Genomic DNA, 19759 nt, shown 5'->3' on the forward strand with positions numbered 1-19759 from the left:
ATTTATGGAAGAAAGTTATCCTTCAATTTTAGACAGAATAAAATCGACACTAATCGATACCATTATTCTCATTGCCTGCATGCTGCTTTTTACGGATATTCTTGAAATGTTCGACAACGTACCCAATTGGGTAAGAATGTTTTTGTTTGTTTCATTGCTACTATATGAGCCGATTTGTTTGGCTTTTGGAGGAACTTTTGGCAATATGAAAATGAAAATTAGAGTGCGAAAAAATTTAGATGCAACTCAACATATCAATATAGTTCAATCGATAATCCGTTATTTTTTCAAGGTTGTTTTGGGCTGGATTTCTTTCTTGGCTATTTTTATGAGTCCTAAAAGCCGAACCCTGCACGACATGATTTGCGGAAGCATAATGATAAAAGTGGATGATTAATCATTAAAAAAATAACTTCGTTCTCTAGCTCCGCAAAGTCTCCGACTTTGAGGATGCGTTGATCAGTCTCTGACTGACTTTAAATTAAAATCGGTTGAAAACCGAAAATCACTACCACAAAGTCGGAGACTTTGCGGAGCATAATTCAGTAGTATCGGAGATTTACGATAGTACTGGTTTTGGATTATTAACTTTGTTTTCTATCTTTGATAAAAGAGTACATTGAAAGTAATAGATTAAAAAAATAAAAATTATGGCACTAATCAATCCTCACATTAACTTCAACGGAAATGCCGAAGAAGCTTTTACATTTTACAAATCAGTTTTTGGCGGAGAATTTGCAAAAGTGATGCGCTTCAAAGACTTAGCTAGCCCCGAATTTCCAATTTCTACAGCTGAAGAACATAAAATAATGCACATCGCATTGCCTATTGGGAAAAACATTTTGATGGGAAATGATGTTCCGGAAATTATGGGAAAAGTAAACGAAAACGAAAACAGATCAAAAATAGCCATTAGTGCCGAAAGCCGCGAAGAGGCAGACCAATTATTCAACGGACTTTCGCAAGGTGGTGATATCGAAATGCCTATGGAAGATAGTCCTTGGGGTTCCTATTTCGGGATGTTTAGAGATCAATTTGGTATCGAATGGATGGTCGATTTTGATCCAAAATATAAAGGGCAAATATAACTCCATACCAAAGCCCTATCAAAGCCCTATCAAAGCCCACTCAAAGCCCTATATAGAGTATGAGTTAAGTATGAAAACTGCTAGTGTCAATCATCCCATTTTCAGACCTTTTTTTAGTCAATTGCTGCTCCTTGGAAAGTGTTACCAAATACAATTATAATCACTCTGCGGATTGGATAAGTTTAGCCAAACTAATTTTATAGATACAGATAGTAAAAATTGAAAAACTAAAATTTTCATACCCTTTTAGATTTCCCTATATTTGTTACTTCAAACCAATGTACAGTGAGCGAAATCAACAAGCTAAAAATATTCAATGACCCCATTTATGGGTTTATTACCATCCCCAACGCCTTAATTTACGATTTAATTCAGCATCCCTATTTCCAGCGATTGCGACGCATTTCGCAAATGGGATTGTCGTATTTGGTGTATCCTGGCGCCAATCACACCCGTTTTCATCACGCTTTGGGCTGTATGCACATTATGCAAAAAGCGGTCGAAACCTTACGTTTCAAAGGGGTTTCTATTTCTAAAGAGGAAGAAAATGCGCTCTATATCGCCATTTTGTTGCACGATATTGGTCACGGGCCTTTTTCGCACGCAATGGAAAGCAGTATTGTCGAAGATGTGCATCACGAAGCCATTTCGTTGTTGTTTATGCAGCAATTGAATCTGGAATTTGAAGGCCAGTTGAGTCTTGCCATCAAAGTTTTTAAGGGCGATTATCATCGCAAATTTATGTTGCAACTCATTTCGAGTCAGCTCGATATGGATCGAATGGATTACCTGAAACGCGACAGTTTTTATTCCGGCGTAGCCGAAGGAAATGTCAATTCTGAACGCTTAATTCAAATGATGAATGTAGTCGATGATGTTTTGGTAATCGAAGAAAAAGGCATCTATTCCGTAGAAAAATTCCTGATGTCGAGACGCTTAATGTATTGGCAAGCCTATTTGCACAAAACCAGTTTAGTAGCCGAATTGATTTTGACGAAAGTCCTAAAACGCGCCAAGGAATTGACCGAAAAAGGGGTGGTTTTGCCTTGTAGTGAACCCTTGCTCTTTTTTATGCAACACAAAATTACAATGGAAACCTTCGACAGCGAAACCTTGGATTTGTTCTCACAGTTAGATGATTTTGATATTATTAGTGCTTTAAAATCTTGGCAAAAACAAGGCGATTTTATACTGTCGTCCTTGAGCAAAATGATTATCAACAGAGATTTATTGAAAATTAAATTAAGCGAAGAAAAAGTCCCTGCCGAAGATTTACATCATTTAAAAGAACGGTTTGCAGCAGAAAATAATATTACTTTGGCCGAAGCCAATTATTTTATATTTAAAGGCAAAATCAAGAATCAAGCCTATAGCAAAGAGGCAGAACCCATTCGGATTTTGAAAAAAGATAGAAGCATTGAAGATGTGGTAGAAGCTTCGGACCAATTGAATTTGAAGTCGTTATCTAAATATGTGACCAAATATTATCTATGTTTTCCAAAACAACTTGTTTAAAAACCGATATTTAAAATCTATTTTTTATATTTTTGTCGGGATAAAATAAAATAAAACATTTTTTAGAATTTAATTAGGACATTGAAAAGAGCGTTTTATCTTATTCCTATATAAATTATAATTTGATAAGATGAAATTTACAGCAGAGCAAATAGCCGGTGTCTTAGGCGGTGAAGTCATCGGTAATCCAAAAGCCGAAGTGTATAAATTGTCTAAAATTGAAGAAGGTTCAGAAGGTTCCATCAGTTTTTTGGCAAATCCAAAATATTTACCTTATATCTATTCAACTCAGGCGACCATCACAATTGTGAACAATTCCTTTATTCCTGAAGCTGAATTGCAAACTACTCTCATCAAAGTTGAGGATGCTTATATGTCTTTTACTAAATTATTGGAATTTTACGATCAAGCAACAAAGGCAAGTAAAAGTGGCATCGAACAGCCAGTATTTCTTCCCGATTCTGTGCAATATGGAGCCAATTTGTATCTTGGCTGTTTTAGTTATATCGGCGAAAACACCCAGATTGGCGATAATGTCAAAATTTATCCCAATTGTTTTATTGGCGAGAAGGTAAAAATTGGGAATAATGTTACTATTTTTGCAGGCGCAAAAATTCATTCCGAAACGGTTATTGGTGATAATTCTGTGATGTATTCCGGAGTAGTCATTGGTGCTGATGGTTTTGGTTTTGCTCCCAATGCGGATGGCACGTATTCGAAGATTCCACAAATTGGGAATGTCATTATAGAAGATGGCGTTGAAATTGGAGCCAATACGACCATAGACCGCGCTACGATGGGATCAACGATTATCCGGAATGGGGTGAAATTGGACAATCAAATTCAAATCGGTCATAATGTGGAAATCGGTGAGAACACTGTAATTGCTGCTCAAACTGGTATTGCCGGTTCGACCAAAATTGGTAAAAATTGTATGATTGGTGGTCAAGTGGGCATTGTTGGGCATTTGACAATTGGCAATAACGTTAAAATTCAAGCCCAATCTGGTGTGGCTCGAAATATAAAAGACGACGAGGTTTTACAGGGAAGTCCAACCTTTGCATACAGTGATTTTAGTAAATCCTATGTGCATTTCAAAAATTTGCCCAAGATTGTTACCGAAATAGAAGAATTAAAAAAAGAAATAGAAAACAAAAAACACGCAAACAATGGTTAAACAAAAGACTATCGTAACTGAAATTTCACTAACCGGAGTTGGGCTACACACAGGAAAAGAAGTCACCATGACTTTCAAACCTGGTCCTGCCAACAACGGTATAACTTTCGTTCGTAAGGATTTAGAGGGTCAACCTATAATTGAAGCCGATGCCAATTATGTTGTAAACACACAAAGAGGTACTAATTTAGAAAAATTAGGAGTAAAAATACAAACTCCCGAGCACGTTTTGGCGGCCATTGTTGGTTGTGACATCGATAACATTATTATAGAATTAGACGCTTCTGAACTGCCGATAATGGATGGTTCTTCAAAATATTTTGTAGAGGCCATTGAAAAAGCGGGTATCCAAGAACAAGATGCGAAACGCAATATTTACGTAGTAAAGGAGATTATTTCATTTATGGACGAGGATTCTGGAAGCGAAATCATTGTGATGCCAAGCGATTCCTACTCAGTAACCACGATGGTCGATTTTGGTACCAAAGTTTTGGGAACTCAAAATGCTACGATGAAATCTATCTCAGAGTTTAAAACTGAAATAGCCGAGTCGAGAACTTTTAGTTTTCTTCATGAACTAGAATTCTTGTTGGAAGAAGGATTAATAAAGGGAGGAGATTTGAATAATGCCATTGTTTATGTCGATAAAGAAATTTCGGAAAAAACAATGAACAACCTCAAAGTGGCTTTCGGAAAAGACGAATTGACCGTAAAACCGAATGGAATTTTAGACAATTTGACTTTGCATTATCCCAACGAGGCGGCAAGACACAAATTACTAGATGTTATTGGTGATTTATCCTTGATTGGTACTCGAATTCAGGGGAAGGTAATTGCCAATAAACCAGGTCATTTTGTTAATACTCAGTTTGCAAAAAAATTGGCCAAAATTATTAAAATCGAACAGCGAAATTATGTTCCTGTGTACGATTTGAATCAAGAACCTTTGATGGACATACATAAAATTATGTCTGTTTTGCCTCATAGACCTCCATTTTTATTTATCGATAGAATTCTGGAAATGTCGGACAGTCATATCGTAGGCTTAAAAAATGTTACTATGAACGAAAGTTTCTTCGTAGGCCATTTTCCTGGAGCTCCCGTTATGCCTGGTGTAATTATCGTAGAAGCTATGGCCCAAACAGGGGGGATTTTGGTATTAAGTACTGTGCCAGATCCTGAAAATTATTTGACCTATTTTATGAAAATAGACAATGTAAAATTCAAACAAAAAGTCTTGCCTGGAGATACATTAACTTTCAAATGTGAACTGATTACTCCTATACGAAGAGGAATTTGTCACATGCAAGCCAATGCTTACGCCAATGGAAGATTAGTTGCCGAGGCGGAATTGATGGCGCAAATTTCAAAAAAACAGTAGAAAAATGTTTATAGTTTGTAGTTTAGGGTTTATAGTTAAAACCACAAACTACAAATTAAAAACCATAAACCATAAACATAAAATTTATGAATCAACCCTTAGCTTATGTTCATCCGGGCGCTAAAATCGCAAAAAATGTTGTAATAGAACCTTTTACCACCATTCATAATAATGTCGTTATTGGTGACGGAACTTGGATAGGTTCCAATGTAACCATTATGGAAGGCGCGAGAATAGGAAAAAATTGTAATATTTTTCCAGGAGCAGTGATCGCTGCTATTCCGCAAGATTTGAAATTTGGCGGTGAAGATTCCTTGGCGATTATTGGGGATAATTGTACGATTCGAGAATGTGTTACTGTCAATCGAGGTACGATAGCTTCCGGTCAAACGGTAGTTGGTAACAATTGTTTGATTATGGCAGCAGCCCATATTGCTCACGATTGTCATATCGGCGATAATGCAATTATAGTAAATGGGGTTCTTTTGGGAGGTCACGTAACTATAGGTAAATATGCCATTATTGGCGGACTTTCTGCGGTGCATCAATTTATTAGCGTAGGCGATCACGCGATGATTTCCGGTGGTTCTTTGCTTAGAAAAGATGTTCCTCCTTATACCAAAGCGGCCAAAGAACCTTTATCTTATGTTGGAATCAATTCAGTTGGACTTAGGAGACGTGGATTTACATCCGAAAAAATAAAAGAAATTCAAGAAATTTATAGAATATTATATCAAAAAAATTATAATACCACTCAAGCCTTAGGAATTATTGAAGCTGAAATGGAGGCAACTCCTGAAAGAGATGAAATCATCGATTTTATCCGAAATTCATCAAGAGGTGTAATGAAAGGCTATTCGGGGAATTACTAGAAAACAAATTTTAGATTGCAGATTTCAGATTATTGACGAGTTTGCAACAAACAATAAACAATAAATAATAAACAATAAACATATAAAATGGCATCAACATCAGATATTAGAAACGGCTTGTGTATCAAATACAACAATGACATCTATAAAATCATCGAATTTCTTCACGTTAAACCAGGGAAAGGACCTGCTTTTGTGAGAACAAAACTAAAGAGTTTATCCAATGGTAAAGTATTAGACAACACCTTTTCGGCTGGACACAAAATTGAAGAAGTACGTGTTGAGAATCATAAATTTCAATATTTATATCCAGAAGGCGATTTGTTTCACTTTATGAATGTAGAATCGTTTGAACAAATTTCTTTGAACAAAAATGTGTTGGATTCTCCAGATTTATTAAAAGAAGGTGAAAATGTAATGATCGCCATCAATACCGAAACCGATTTGCCTCTTTCAGTTGATATGCCTGCTTCTGTAATTTTAGAAGTAACCTATGCTGAGCCTGGAATCAAAGGAAATACAGCTACCAACGCTACAAAATCGGCTACCGTTGAAACCGGTGCGACTGTCAATGTTCCCTTGTTTATTAATGAAGGAGACAAAATTAAAATTGATACTACTTCTGGGAATTACATGGAGAGAGTTAAGGAATAAAGCCCCCTAACCCCCGAAAGGGGAACAGTTGGCATAATTAAATTTATTATATTTTAGTATAAAATTCCCCCTTTGGGGGATAGGGAGCTATGAAATTCAATACCACGCACACATTAAAGGAAATTGCAACCATCATCAACAGCGAATTTGTTGGTGATGAAAATTTCCTTATTTCTGGAATGAACGAAATTCACGTGGTAGAATCGGGTGATATTGTATTTGTGGACCATCCCAAATATTACGATAAAGCGTTGAATTCTGCTGCGACAACCATTTTGATTAACAAGAAAGTGGATTGCCCAGAAGGTAAAGCATTATTAATTTCAGATGATCCTTTTCGAGATTTTAATACATTAACCAAGCATTTTAAGCCTTTTCAATTTGCTGCTGTAGCCATTTCGGCTTCTGCTACGATTGGTGCTGGAACAATTATTCAGCCGAATTGTTTTATTGGAAATCAAGTTGAGATTGGGAAAAATTGTTTGATTCATCCCAATGTTACTATTTATGATCATACTATAATTGGCGACAATGTCATTATTCACGCTGGAACCATTCTTGGTGCCGACGCTTTTTATTACAAAAAACGCCCCGATGGTTTCGATCAATTGATATCAGGAGGTCGAGTAGTCATAAAAGACAATGTGGGTATTGGTGCGCTCTGCACCATAGACAAAGGGGTTACGGGTGATACAACTATAGGTGAAGGAACAAAAATTGACAATCAAGTGCATGTCGGCCACGACACCGTTATTGGGAAAAAATGCCTAATCGCATCACAAACTGGCATTGCAGGCTGTGTTATTATCGAAGATGAAGTTACGATTTGGGGACAAGTCGGTACTGCAAGTGGTATTACAATAGGGAAGAAAGCGGTAATTATGGGGCAAACTGGCGTTACAAAATCCGTTGAAGGTGGAAAGAGTTATTTTGGCACACCGATTGAAGAATCTCGAGAAAAATTGAAACAACTGGCTAATATTAAAAAAATACCTGAAATACTCAATCAAATAAAAGAATTATGAAATGAGCTCAATCGGAATGGAGTATCAATCCAATGACGATTTGCAAATGGAAACTAATTCAAAAAAAGTTAAAAAAAGTATGAAACCAAAAGATATTGTTCTCGATTTCTATAAATCTGATGTTTTATTAGATAGAAAGACCGTCAGCGAATTTTTGCATCCCGAAGTTACCATCGATTGGAATACCAATAGCGGATTTATTCAAATGAATCACGATGATATTTTATCGTTAACTGATGAATTATCAAAATCGTATGTTCGATCTAAAATAAGAATTAGTCACGTTATTCAAGAAAAAAATCTGGTTTCCTTACGCTATTCCCATTTTGTAAAAACCATCGAAAATCCAAGAGAAGAAATGCTGATGGGGAATTTTTTCGTTATTTGGGAGGTCAAAGATGGAAAATTATTCAGAGGCTATCAGATGAGTCATTTTTCTTAATTATTTTTCAAAATATTAATCGCAAAAACCTATTTTTGCAACACTATAAAAAAAACCAAAAAAAAAGAGATCATGAGCGTTTTAGTTAATAAAGATTCAAAGATAATTGTTCAAGGATTTACAGGAAGCGAAGGAACTTTCCACGCTACACAAATGATTGAGTATGGAACCAATGTTGTAGGAGGAGTTACACCAGGAAAAGGAGGTTCAACCCATTTGGATCGCCCTGTTTTCAATACAGTAAAAGATGCGGTTGAACAAGCAGATGCCGACACAACAATTATTTTTGTACCGCCAGCTTTTGCAGCTGATGCCATTATGGAAGCGGCCGATGCTGGAATCAAAGTGATTATTGCCATCACAGAAGGAATTCCGGTTGCAGATATGATTAAAGCAAACAACTATATCAAAAGTAGAAATTGCACCCTTGTTGGTCCAAACTGCCCTGGCGTTATCACTCCAGGTGAAGCGAAAGTAGGTATTATGCCAGGTTTTGTCTTCAAAAAAGGAACAGTGGGTATCGTTTCTAAATCAGGAACTTTGACCTATGAAGCTGCGGATCAAGTGGTGAAACAAGGATTAGGAATCACTACCGCTATTGGAATTGGAGGAGACCCAATTATTGGAACTACAACAAAAGAAGCCATCGAATTATTTATGAATGATCCAGAAACCGAATGTATCGTGATGATCGGGGAGATTGGAGGTCAGCTAGAAGCAGATGCTGCACAATGGATTAAAGCAAACGGAAACCGCAAACCAGTTATTGGCTTCATCGCTGGAGAAACTGCTCCAAAAGGAAGAACAATGGGACATGCTGGCGCTATTGTTGGTGGTGCCGATGATACTGCCGAAGCCAAAAAACGCATTATGAGAGAATGTGGAATACACGTGGTAGATTCTCCAGCAGAAATTGGAAAAAAAGTAAAAGAAGTATTGGGGTAAATTCCAAAAAACAAATAACAAATTTCAAAAGTCTCAATATTGTGTTGAGACTTTTTTCTATAAAAAAGTTAATAAAAAAAACACTTTGCGCCTTAGCGCCTTGGTGGCAAAAAAGAAAATAAAATGTATAAAGAATTAAAAAAAATCAAAGTCAAAAATCAATTCAGTTTTTCTATCGATGATAGTTTAGAAGAAGTTTGCAATGCGCCAGAAAACGGAAGCGGCATTTTCTTGGTTTATGCAGTCGATGGAGAAGAAAAAGAACTGATAATGCTAGGCTCAACAGGAACCATCCAAAATGATGGAACTTTAAAAAGTAAAAATGGTGGATTGTTCGACAAAATCGTAAACGGTCACCAATTTGCCAAAACTGGCAGAAAATATTCGTGGCCAGCACAAATGAAATTGGAAAATATCGCTAGATTAGAAGTGTATTGGTATGAAACTTTCAACGACAAGAATAAAGTGATTCCAACATTCCTAGAAGGTCAAATTTTGCAAAATTACTTGGATGAAAATGCAAGATTGCCAAGATGGAATGTGGCGTTTTAGAACATTTTTTCCAAAAAAATATTGAAAGCTCTACGAATTGTAGAGTTTTTTTGCGAATTAAAATGGGCTCGACCATTTGGAATCAACATATAAATTTGTTCCTGATAGTGTTTTTAAAAATGCAATTAGTGCATTTACTTCTGTAGCTGTAAGATTTAATTTTTGTCCAAAACCATTTGGTCTTAATCGCGGATCAAGATTTGTGTTTCCTGGCGCAAGATTAATAGTGCCATAATGACCTATTACAGTTTGAAGCGTTTCAAGATTTCCTGTGTGCATCATTGGCCCATTAGTAGTGCCATCTTGTTTAACTAAATTCCTTAATGATGGTGCTTTAGTATTTGTAATATCTATGCCTGTACCATTAAGAACACCAATAATCCCGTTATTTCTTGTATTTGGATCAATATCAAATTCTGGAGCAGCGTGACAAACAGCGCAACCGACGCCTCCGCCTGTCCTAGAACCTGCAGCATCAAAAACGGGAGGAGTTAGAAATAGATTTTTTCCCTGGTTTTCTTGAGCCGTAAAATTAGTGAAGGGTTGGTTATCATTGGCAGCCAAGGCTCTTCCCGTATCATATTTTGAATCGAATGATTGAATGCTTCTTACAAATTGAGACAAAGCCAATTGGATTTTGTTCTCGGTGATTGTTTCGGAACCGAAAGTAAATTTAAATAATTCCTTGTAATATTCAATCTTTTGAAGTTTTGCGATTAATATTGAAATAGAGCCATCGCCGCTTGTGCCGCTAAATCCCATTTCTAAATGATTTTGAATAGGTTGTGTAGTTTGAACTTCCAGAGTTGCCGCTCTTTCATCCCAAAAGAATTTTGCTTCATTGGAGAATCTTGAATTTGCCAAACGCATCGAATGTCTTGTTGTTGTTCCATTGACGCCAATACTAGCAATTGCAACATCTCCAAAAGCATTAGCTTGAATATGACACGACGAGCAAGAAATGGTATTGTTTGACGATAAATTAGTATCATAAAATAATACTCTGCCTAGAGTTGCGCCTTTATCAGTAATTGGATTTCCAACAGTATTGTCTTTTGTAATATAAGCAGGAATAGTTTGATTGGCATAATTTGCCAGATTATTCAAATCTATTTTCCCCGAAAATTTTGAGGTAACATTTGGATAAAGATCAACTACTGTATAATCGTTTGAATCATTACCACCGCTGCAAGACGATAATAACAAAGTAAAATTTACTAGTAAAAAAGATGCGATTTTTTTCATGTGAAATTTTGAAATTTGATTGGATTAGAAGAACTTGTTTTTTTTTAATTATTTGTAATTATACGTGTAGTGTCAGTTTTAAAAATCCTATATGGAAATACAATCAATGAAGGTTTATTTAAAATTGCTATTTTGGTTTGTCAAAGAAATGCAGTTGGAGTCTTTTGGACTGATTTTTTTATATTTGGTTTAATTGAATTTTTAATTTTTTTCAAACTCACAAATATTCTTATATTTGACAGATATAAATTAGCCCTGATTGCTTCGCCAGTTCGCTTCGCTCGTGTGCAGTGAAAATCCTTTTATGTTTTTCCTTTAAAAACATAAAAGATTGCAACGGATAGCAGGATTAGCTCCTAAAAAAATTAATAGAAAATGAAATTACTCGAAGGAAAAGTAGCCATAATCACTGGCGCAAGTCGCGGAATTGGAAAAGGAATTGCAGAAGTTTTTGCTAAACACGGCGCAAACGTTGCGTTTACCTATAGTTCATCGGTAGAATCTGCTCAGGCTTTGGAAACTGAATTGAATGCTTTAGGCATCAAAGCCAAAGGATATCAATCTAACGCTGCCGACTTTAATGAAGCACAAACGTTTGTAGATGCCGTTTTAGCTGATTTTGGTACAGTAGATATTCTTATCAACAATGCTGGAATTACTAAAGATAATTTGTTGATGCGTATGTCTGAAGCGGATTTTGATCAAGTAATCAATGTCAACTTGAAATCAGTTTTCAATATGACCAAAGCCATTCAGAAAACATTTTTGAAACAACGTGCTGGCTCTATCATCAATATTAGTTCTGTGGTTGGGGTTTCTGGAAATGCAGGACAAACGAACTATGCAGCTTCCAAAGCAGGAGCAATCGGATTTACAAAATCGGTAGCATTGGAATTAGGATCAAGAAACATTCGTTGCAATGCGATTGCTCCAGGATTTATTGAAACTGAAATGACAGCCAAATTAAGCGAAGAAGTTGTAAAAGGTTGGAGAGAAGGAATTCCGTTGAAACGTGGCGGAACTACCGAAGATGTTGCCAATGCTTGCCTTTTCTTGGCTTCGGATATGAGCGCCTACATCACTGGACAAGTATTGAATGTGTGTGGAGGAATGCTTACATAAGAAGTTTGTCGTTTGTGGTTTGTGGTTTATAGTTTAGAACCATAAACTATAAACCAAAAACTATAAACAAATAAAAAATGGCAACAAACACGATTCTATTATTATTGCTTTCATTACTAATAGCGGGAGGATTGTCTTTTTTTCAATATTTATATAAAGCCAAAACCAAGTCAAAACTGAACTTGGTTTTGGCTTTTTTGCGTTTTTTATCCATTTTCGGGATTTTATTGTTGTTGATAAATCCTATAATGAGTCGGAAAACATTGGAAACCATCAAAACTCCACTGCCAATCGTGGTAGATAATTCGAGTTCGATTGTCGATTTAAAATCCAAAGAAACAGCTTTGCAATTGTATAAAAAGTTGGTGCAAAATAAGGATTTACAAGATAAATTTGAGCTGCAATCCTATCAGTTTGACAATGAATTTCAACAATCCGAGACATTTGATTTCAAGGGAACTCAAACGAATGTTGACGATGCGGCCAAAAGCCTGAAAAACATTTATAAAAACATTAGTTTTCCAATAGTTTTGATTACAGATGGAAACCAAACTTCGGGCAATGATTATGTCTATTCGTTTGATGCCAATAACAAAGTATATCCTGTCGTTGTGGGTGATACAACCAAATTTTTAGATTTAAAAGTAAATCAGTTGAATGTCAATAAATACGCTTTTCATAAGAATAAATTTCCAGTGGAAGTGTTTTTAAGTTACTCCGGAAACAAAAGTGTGAATGCTGATTTTCGAATTTCGCAAGGAAATTCAATTTTAAGCAAGCAAACGGTTTCTTTTTCGCCATCTAAAAAATCTGTACTAGTAAATGTTTTACTTCCGGCTGATAAAGTGGGTTTGCAAGTATTTAAAGCAACAATTTCTTCCAATCAAATAGAGAAAAACAGCTATAACAACACTAAGAATTTTGCAGTAGAAATCATTGACCAAAAAACTAACATTGCAATTGTTTCTACGATAAATCATCCGGATATTGGCGCTTTGAAGCGGGCAATAGAATCTAATGCGCAGCGAAAAGTAACTATATTTAAACCCAGTGCAATCAATTCATTACAGGATTATAATATTTTAATTTTGTATCAGCCAACGAACGAATTCAAATTAGTTTTTGATAAAAATAAATTAGCTGGAATTAATTCTTTTATTGTCACAGGAAACAATACTGATTTTAATTTTTTGAACCAACAACAGAGCAATTTGATTTTCAAAATGAGTGGTCAAAAAGAAGATTATTTGGCTGGATTTAATTCGCAATTCAATTTATTTTCGATTGATAATTTGGGCTTCGAAAATTTCCCGCCCTTGCAAAATCCTTTTGGAACAATAACTACAAAGGGAAGCGTTTCAACATTGCTTTCATCCAAAATCAGAAATATCGAAACCAATTCACCTTTATTATCTTTTGCTGAAAATCAAGGAAAACGATCGGCTTTTTTGTTGGGTGAAAATAGTTGGAAATGGCGAATGCAAACCCACGTTGATCATCAATCTTTCGAGAAATTTGATGTTTTTGTGGACAAAATCATTCAGTTTTTGGCATCCAACGATTCCAAAAAGTCTTTGATTGTGAACCACGAAAGTTTTTATAATTCAGGAGAAACCATAGAAATTACAGCTTCTTATTTCAATAAAAACTATGAATTTGACGAAAAAGCTCGTTTGACCATTTCGGTGACCAATGCTAAAACAAAGCAATCTAAAAACTACGATTTATTAAAAGGTAATAGCGCTTTCAAAGTCAATTTAGATGGCCTTTCGGCAGGAACATATAATTTTATTGTCAAAGAATTGAATTCACGAATAAGTCATTCGGGACATTTTGAAATTCTAGATTTCGACATCGAAAAGCAATTTGTCAATCCTGATGTGGAAAAATTGAATCAATTGGCTACACAAACCAAAGGAAAATTATTTTACCCAAACCAAGTTGATATTTTATTCAAAACCCTTTTGGAAAACGAAGATTACAAAGCCATTCAAAAAGAAGTTATTACCAAAACCCCTTTAATTGATTGGGTTTGGTTATTGGTTTTAATGGCGATTTCTCTTGCCTCAGAATGGTTTTTGAGGAAATATAATGGGATGTTGTGATTAAATTATCTGTTCAAGTCTTTTTCAATGTAGAAATAAACTAATATTACTAAATTATGAAAGTTAAATTCCTATCTATTGTTGCAATTTCGACTGTTATTTTTTATGTTTTTTCATTTTCAAAGACGAATAATATTGTCAAAAGCAATCTTTCGGGAAATACCATTCAGCAACGTTTTCAAACTCCTTCGGGATTTGTGAGAGAAGTAGAATCTAAGTCTTCCTTTGGTTATTTTTTGAGAAATCTTCCTTTAAAACCAGTTGGTTCCAATGTTTTGTATTATAACGGGACAGGAAAATACAATCAAAATGTGTACGAAGCAGTCGTTAATTTGCCTATAGGAAAACAGGATTTACATCAATGCGCAGATGCTGTAATGCGTTTGCGAGCGGATTATTTTTACGGTCAAAAGCAATATGACAAAATCCATTTTAATTTCACAAATGGTTTTCGAGTTGATTATAGCAAATGGGCAGCAGGTTACCGCATTGCAGTTAAAGGAAATAAAGCGAGTTGGGTTAAAACGGCAAAACCGTCCAATAGTTACGAAACTTATTGGAAATATTTGGAGACTGTATTTATGTATGCAGGAACGGCTTCCTTAGAAAAGGAGCTGAAAGCAATTAAAGTTACCGATGTGAATATTGGGGATGTTTTCATAAAAGGAGGATTTCCAGGGCACGCAGTTATAGTGGTAGATGTGGCTGTTAATACCAAAAATAACCAAAAAGTTATGCTTTTGGCACAAAGTTATATGCCAGCACAGGAACTTCAAATATTGAAAAATCCAAATAATAGTAGTTTGTCTCCTTGGTATAGTGTCGACTTAGGAACAACTCTAAAAACCCCAGAATGGACTTTCAATTCGTCACAATTAAAACGTTTTTAAATGAAACGATTCTGCTTTTTCCTTTTAATATTTCAAATTGTATTCTCGCAAGAAATTCCGCAGAATGTACAAAAGTTGTTGCAGGTTTTTCCGAAGCAAATTATTGGATATAAGGAAAATAAAATTATTTTTAGCGACAATTCAACTTTGATTTATGATGATTTTAAGAAGAAAAACAATCAGGAATTAATTGAAAATCCAGATATCGAGGATCAATTTAGGTTTGTATACAAAAAAGCAAATTGGAATTCCATTCCAACAGTTGATTCCGGAAGAATTCGCAACGAAGCTTTTTTTAAGAAAGTTTATGGCAATTCTAAATCCGATGTAGCTTCAAAATTGGTTGAAATTATTTGGTGTCCAAAATTAGTAAATCAAAAAATTAAAATAACAACAGTTAATGGCGTTAATGAGATTTTTAAAAAACTTTCGGCTGAATTAGACCAGCATCCGGAATTTGTAGAATACATACAAAATATAGGTGGGACTTTTAACTGGAGAAAAATTTCAGGAACCAATCGATTGAGTACACATAGTTTTGGGATAACTTTAGATATTAATTCCAAAAAATCAAACTATTGGCAATGGGATTGCAAATGCACTGACGAAAACACTCAACTTATATACAGAAATCAAATTCCCTTGAAGTTAGTCCAAATTTTTGAAAAATACGGTTTTATTTGGGGCGGCAATTGGAAACATTACGATACTATGCATTTTGAATATCGTCCAGAATTGCTTAATTGAATTCCAATAAATCAACTAAAAAAGTGGTTTTTGAGAAAATATAATGGGATGTTGTGATTTTTTTTGCAGTTTATCAAACTTAAGTTTAACTTAATTTATCGGGTTGTTCATTTTTTGGAGCACTATATACAATATTTTTACGTTTTGAAATGGACAGCACCTTATTGTGAAATGGCATATCTCAAGTGTAATATAAAATGAAAAAACGAATAATCATTCTACTAGTTATTACTATCAGCTCCTGGAGTTATTCTCAAAATTGGAAAACTAATTTTGATGACGCCAAGCAAGAAGCTTTGAAACAAAATAAAAACATTCTTCTTGTTTTTTCAGGTTCAGATTGGTGCGCCCCGTGTATCAAATTGGATAATGTGGTTTGGAAATCGGAAGCATTTAAATCGGAATCAGAAAAATGCTGGGTGATTTATAAAGCTGATTTTCCTAAGAAAAAAGCAAATCAATTGTCTGCTGAACTCACGGAAAGCAATAAAAATCTAGCCGAAAAATACAACCGAAATGGGAGTTTTCCGTTGGTAATTCTTTTAGATAAAACCGGAAAAACTATTGGGATGACTGGTTTCAAGAATATTTCGGCAACAGATTATATTCAACTCATTCATTCATTGGAAAAAAAATGAAAAAGATAGTAAGCCTGTTTTTTTTAAGTATGGCATTTGTCTCTTATGGACAAATCACCTACAAAAAAAAATTATCTATGTTGGGCAGTCCCTTCGAAATTACAGTTATTTGTAAAGATACTGTTCAAGGAAATTATTTTGCAGATTTGGCTGTCGCCGAAGTAAAACGAATTGAAAACTTAATTTCAGATTGGATTCCGACTACGCAAATATCGCAGGTCAATAAAAATGCGGGAATCCAACCTATTAAGGTGAACCAAGAAGTGTACGATTTGGTAGGTCGCGCCATTAAAGTATCGCAAATCACCTCTGGAGCTTTTGATATTTCGTATGCATCGATGGATAAAATTTGGAAGTTTGATGGCAGTATGAAGGTTATGCCAACTGAGGAAGCCATCAAAAAATCGGTTTCCAAAATTGGATACAAAAACATTATTCTAGATCCAAAAGAACAGACCATTTATCTCAAAATGCAAGGAATGAAGTTGGGACTTGGCGGAATAGGTCAAGGTTATATTGCTGACAAAGTCAAAGAATTGCTTATATCAAAGGGTTGTACTTCTGGAATTGTAAATGTTTCGGGCGACATCAATACTTGGGGAAAACAAAGTGGCGGTAAACCTTGGACGGTGGCGATTGTCAACCCGATGAACAAGAATAAAGTTTTTGCCACATTTCCGCTCGAAAACAGTGCGGTAGAAACCTCTGGTAGTTATGAAAAATTCGTGATTTTCAACGGTATTAGATATTCGCACATCATCGATCCCCGAACAGGTTATCCAGCACAAGGTGTGGTCAGCGTTTCTGTTTTTGCTAAGCAAACCGAAATTGCCGATGCTTTAGCGACCGGAATTTTTGTTTTGGGTGTGGAAGTAGGACTTGATTTAGTCAATCAGATGAAAGGGATTGAATGTATTATCGTGGATGATAAGGGTAAAATTCATACTTCGAAGGGAATAGACATCAAAAAATTTGAATAATATGATACAGAAAATAATTTTCGGATTGCTGCTTGGTTTGATTTTTCAATCCTGCAACGCAGTAAAAGAATATGAAAAAGTGGCAATCAACGACCCCGATATGAAGCTTACCGCTAGAACATCGGAACGCTACGAAACTACTTTTCAGGTGTACCGTGAAGCGGCGGCAGGTGCCAATGGTGGAAAATCAGGCGGAGGCTGCGGTTGCAACTAACTATCGGAATTCTAAATATTTTAAAAATTATAAACATGCCCTCATTGATGAAATCAATAATTGCACTTCTTTTTTTACTAATTGGTTTTACGGTGTTTTCCCAAGAGGCCACTGATAGCATTCAATTTAAGAAGAGAGTATTAGAAAGTACCGAAGTGGATTTTCTGTTAAGTTATTACAACCAAGACGGATCTAAATCAGCAGTTTCAGGAGGAATTGGTTCTGAAAAATTAACAGATCTTGCCTCGAATATTGTCGTGGCAATGCCTTTGAATGATGATGCGGTTCTAACTGTAGATATGGGCATCTCAGCCTATTCATCGGCTTCGTCAAGTAATATCAATCCCTTTAATGCTACTGGTGCTTCAGGTGGTGGAGGAGAGGACGACGACGATAGAGTAGGATATTTTGGCACAGCGTCAGCGAGCGCACCTTATGGGACACCTTGGCAGGCATCGTCAGGTGCATCAAAAAACGATGAACTGACTGCAGTAACTGTAAATTATGCGCACAGTAGTGATTCCCGAAATTTTATTTGGAATGCAGATGTTTCCTTCTCAAATGAATATGATTATACCTCCTTTGGTTTTGGAGGTGGAATTGCTAAACTATTTAATGATAAAAACACAGAATTGAGTCTTAAAGCCAACGTTTATTTAGATCAATGGAGACCAATTTACCCAACAGAATTGCACGAATATTCTAAATATGGAAATGATTTTTTGAACCAAGGTTATTTTAGTGGAGTCACGGTTTTAGATCAAAACGGACAAGCTACCACAAATTATATTCCCTTGGCTTTTGAAACTATAAGTTCTGTCAATAGAAATTCATATTCCGCTTCGTTTGGATTTTCTCAAGTGCTTTCAAAAAAATTACAAGTTTCATTGTTTTTTGATGTTTTACAGCAACAAGGATTATTGTCTACCCCGTATCACCGAATTTATTTTGCCGACAAAGCCAATTATTACATTGGCCAAGCCCAATACATTCCTGATTATGAAAGTGAAACCAATGTTGGAGTCTATAAATTAGCTGACGACATCGAAAGATTGCCCGATAGCCGATTTAAATTGCCCATCGGTGCTAGATTGAATTATTATTTCAACGAACGATTTGTTTTGAGAACTTATTACCGTTATTATTCTGATAATTGGGACATTCAATCGCATACTGCCAATATCGAATTACCAATAAAAGTATCCGATCGTTTTACAGTTTTCCCGATGTATCGTTATTACACCCAAACTCAATCGAAATATTATGCCTCTTATGAAACGCATTTATCAACTGAAAAATATTATACTTCCGACGCCGATTTAAGTACTTTTGATGCCAATCAATTCGGTTTTGGGGTCAATTATACCGATATATTTACCGGAGCCGAAATATGGAAATTTGGTTTGAAGAACGTTGATTTTAGATTCAATCATTACCAGCGGAGTGATAATCTAACGGCGAATATTGCTACCATTGGATTCAAGTTTATTATGCAATAATTATGAAAATTCTAATAGTTGAAGACGAAATAGGAATTGCCAATTTCCTCCAACAAGGCTTGGAAGAAGAAGGCTATACCATTTTAGTTGCCAATGACGGAAAAACGGGTCTTGAAATGGCTTTAAGCCAAAAACCAAATCTTATTCTTTTGGATTGGATTTTGCCAAAAATGACTGGACTAGAGGTTTGTAAATCCCTGCGAAAAACGGACACAACGACTCCTATTATTTTTTTGACAGCCAAAGATACCATTCAAGAAACTATTGAAGGTCTGAAAGCTGGTGCCAATGATTACATCAAAAAGCCATTTAGCTTCGATGAATTGCTGGAACGTATAAAAATTCATTTCAGAAACCAGACCCAGCCCGAAATCCTGAAACTAGGTTCCATTGAAATTTATCCCGCCAAACATCTGGTTTCTAATAAAGGTATCGAAGTTAGCCTCACCCAGCGAGAATTTGAATTGTTGTGTTATTTGGTTCGAAACAAGGGCAAAGTCTGCACTCGAACCCAAATTATTCAAGACGTCTGGGATATTCATTTCGACTACGACACGGGCGTAATTGATGTTTTTATGAATGCCATTCGCAAAAAAATGAATCTCAACAAAGACGAAGATTTGATAAAAACCATTCGTGGAGTAGGGTACATTGCTAATAATTAAACG

21 protein-coding genes are annotated in these 19759 nt (G+C 35.5%); 20 read left to right on the forward strand and 1 reads right to left on the reverse strand.

Translation table 11 applies throughout. The features are described from left to right. The first annotated feature begins 4 nt into the window (after positions 1–4). The 11 genes from E1750_RS01565 to E1750_RS01615 all read left to right on the forward strand — a co-directional run bounded on the left by E1750_RS01565 (position 5) and on the right by E1750_RS01615 (position 9651). Positions 5–397 carry an RDD family protein gene (locus E1750_RS01565; RefSeq protein WP_133275069.1) on the forward strand — a complete coding sequence of 131 codons (393 nt, stop codon included), beginning with the start codon at positions 5–7 and terminating at the stop codon, positions 395–397. 253 nt (positions 398–650) lie between these two features. After that, positions 651–1088 carry a VOC family protein gene (locus E1750_RS01570; RefSeq protein WP_133275070.1) on the forward strand — a complete coding sequence of 146 codons (438 nt, stop codon included), beginning with the start codon at positions 651–653 and terminating at the stop codon, positions 1086–1088. Between the two features lie 285 nt (positions 1089–1373). Then, the gene (locus tag E1750_RS01575; protein WP_133275071.1) at positions 1374–2603 is read left to right on the forward strand and encodes an HD domain-containing protein; all 1230 of its coding nucleotides are present in this window, start codon (positions 1374–1376) and stop codon (positions 2601–2603) included. A gap of 130 nt (positions 2604–2733) precedes the next feature. Continuing rightward, positions 2734–3780: a UDP-3-O-(3-hydroxymyristoyl)glucosamine N-acyltransferase gene (gene lpxD, locus E1750_RS01580; RefSeq protein WP_133275072.1), complete on the forward strand. Its 1047-nt coding sequence runs from the start codon at positions 2734–2736 to the stop codon at positions 3778–3780. Continuing rightward, on the forward strand, positions 3773–5161 hold the full coding sequence (locus E1750_RS01585) for a bifunctional UDP-3-O-[3-hydroxymyristoyl] N-acetylglucosamine deacetylase/3-hydroxyacyl-ACP dehydratase (protein WP_133275073.1): 1389 nt from the start codon (positions 3773–3775) through the stop codon (positions 5159–5161). The genes lpxD and E1750_RS01585 overlap by 8 nt, the downstream gene beginning before the upstream one ends. 86 nt (positions 5162–5247) lie before the next feature. Continuing rightward, entirely contained in the window at positions 5248–6033 is a 786-nt protein-coding gene (gene lpxA, locus E1750_RS01590) for an acyl-ACP--UDP-N-acetylglucosamine O-acyltransferase (RefSeq protein ID WP_133275074.1), read from the forward strand. Between the two features lie 87 nt (positions 6034–6120). After that, complete coding sequence (gene efp, locus E1750_RS01595; protein ID WP_133275075.1) at positions 6121–6687, forward strand: elongation factor P; 567 nt, start codon at positions 6121–6123, stop codon at positions 6685–6687. A gap of 89 nt (positions 6688–6776) precedes the next feature. Then, positions 6777–7712, forward strand: coding sequence for a UDP-3-O-(3-hydroxymyristoyl)glucosamine N-acyltransferase (locus tag E1750_RS01600; RefSeq protein ID WP_133275076.1), 936 nt, complete (start codon positions 6777–6779; stop codon positions 7710–7712). A gap of 1 nt (position 7713) precedes the next feature. Then, positions 7714–8154: a nuclear transport factor 2 family protein gene (locus E1750_RS01605; protein WP_227873938.1), complete on the forward strand. Its 441-nt coding sequence runs from the start codon at positions 7714–7716 to the stop codon at positions 8152–8154. A 72-nt stretch (positions 8155–8226) separates the two neighbouring features. Continuing rightward, a complete protein-coding gene (gene sucD, locus E1750_RS01610) occupies positions 8227–9099 on the forward strand; it encodes a succinate--CoA ligase subunit alpha (RefSeq protein WP_133275077.1) in 873 nt (290 codons plus the stop codon). Positions 9100–9222: 123 nt separating this feature from the next. Continuing rightward, positions 9223–9651 (forward strand): hypothetical protein, encoded by a 429-nt coding sequence (locus E1750_RS01615; protein ID WP_133275078.1) that lies wholly within the window; start codon positions 9223–9225, stop codon positions 9649–9651. Between the two features lie 57 nt (positions 9652–9708). Here the strand turns inward: E1750_RS01615 and E1750_RS01620 are convergent, their stop codons facing one another. Beyond that, positions 9709–10896, reverse strand: coding sequence for a cytochrome-c peroxidase (locus tag E1750_RS01620; RefSeq protein ID WP_133275079.1), 1188 nt, complete (start codon positions 10894–10896; stop codon positions 9709–9711). Positions 10897–11271: 375 nt separating this feature from the next. Here E1750_RS01620 and fabG point away from each other — a divergent pair, with 375 nt between their 5' ends. The 9 genes from fabG (at position 11272) to E1750_RS01665 (ending at position 19756) form a co-directional block, all read left to right on the forward strand. Beyond that, entirely contained in the window at positions 11272–12018 is a 747-nt protein-coding gene (fabG, locus tag E1750_RS01625; protein ID WP_133275080.1) for a 3-oxoacyl-[acyl-carrier-protein] reductase, read from the forward strand. 77 nt (positions 12019–12095) lie between these two features. Further along, positions 12096–14123, forward strand: coding sequence for a hypothetical protein (locus tag E1750_RS01630; protein ID WP_133275081.1), 2028 nt, complete (start codon positions 12096–12098; stop codon positions 14121–14123). Between the two features lie 56 nt (positions 14124–14179). Next, positions 14180–15013 (forward strand): DUF4846 domain-containing protein, encoded by an 834-nt coding sequence (locus E1750_RS01635; protein WP_133275082.1) that lies wholly within the window; start codon positions 14180–14182, stop codon positions 15011–15013. Further along, on the forward strand, positions 15014–15760 hold the full coding sequence (locus tag E1750_RS01640; protein ID WP_133275083.1) for a M15 family metallopeptidase: 747 nt from the start codon (positions 15014–15016) through the stop codon (positions 15758–15760). Between the two features lie 197 nt (positions 15761–15957). Beyond that, positions 15958–16398, forward strand: coding sequence for a thioredoxin family protein (locus E1750_RS01645; RefSeq protein ID WP_133275084.1), 441 nt, complete (start codon positions 15958–15960; stop codon positions 16396–16398). Continuing rightward, positions 16395–17378, forward strand: a complete 984-nt coding sequence (locus E1750_RS01650; protein ID WP_133275085.1) for an FAD:protein FMN transferase — start codon at positions 16395–16397, stop codon at positions 17376–17378. Before E1750_RS01645 ends, E1750_RS01650 begins: the two co-directional genes overlap by 4 nt. A gap of 1 nt (position 17379) precedes the next feature. Further along, entirely contained in the window at positions 17380–17592 is a 213-nt protein-coding gene (locus E1750_RS01655; protein ID WP_133275086.1) for a DUF4266 domain-containing protein, read from the forward strand. Between the two features lie 47 nt (positions 17593–17639). Beyond that, positions 17640–19091 carry a DUF3570 domain-containing protein gene (locus E1750_RS01660; protein WP_133275087.1) on the forward strand — a complete coding sequence of 484 codons (1452 nt, stop codon included), beginning with the start codon at positions 17640–17642 and terminating at the stop codon, positions 19089–19091. Between the two features lie 2 nt (positions 19092–19093). Next, entirely contained in the window at positions 19094–19756 is a 663-nt protein-coding gene (locus E1750_RS01665) for a response regulator transcription factor (protein WP_133275088.1), read from the forward strand. Positions 19757–19759: the final 3 nt, after the last annotated feature.

The sequence above is a fragment of the Flavobacterium nackdongense genome (assembly GCF_004355225.1).
Classification (GTDB): Bacteria; Bacteroidota; Bacteroidia; order Flavobacteriales; family Flavobacteriaceae; genus Flavobacterium; species Flavobacterium nackdongense.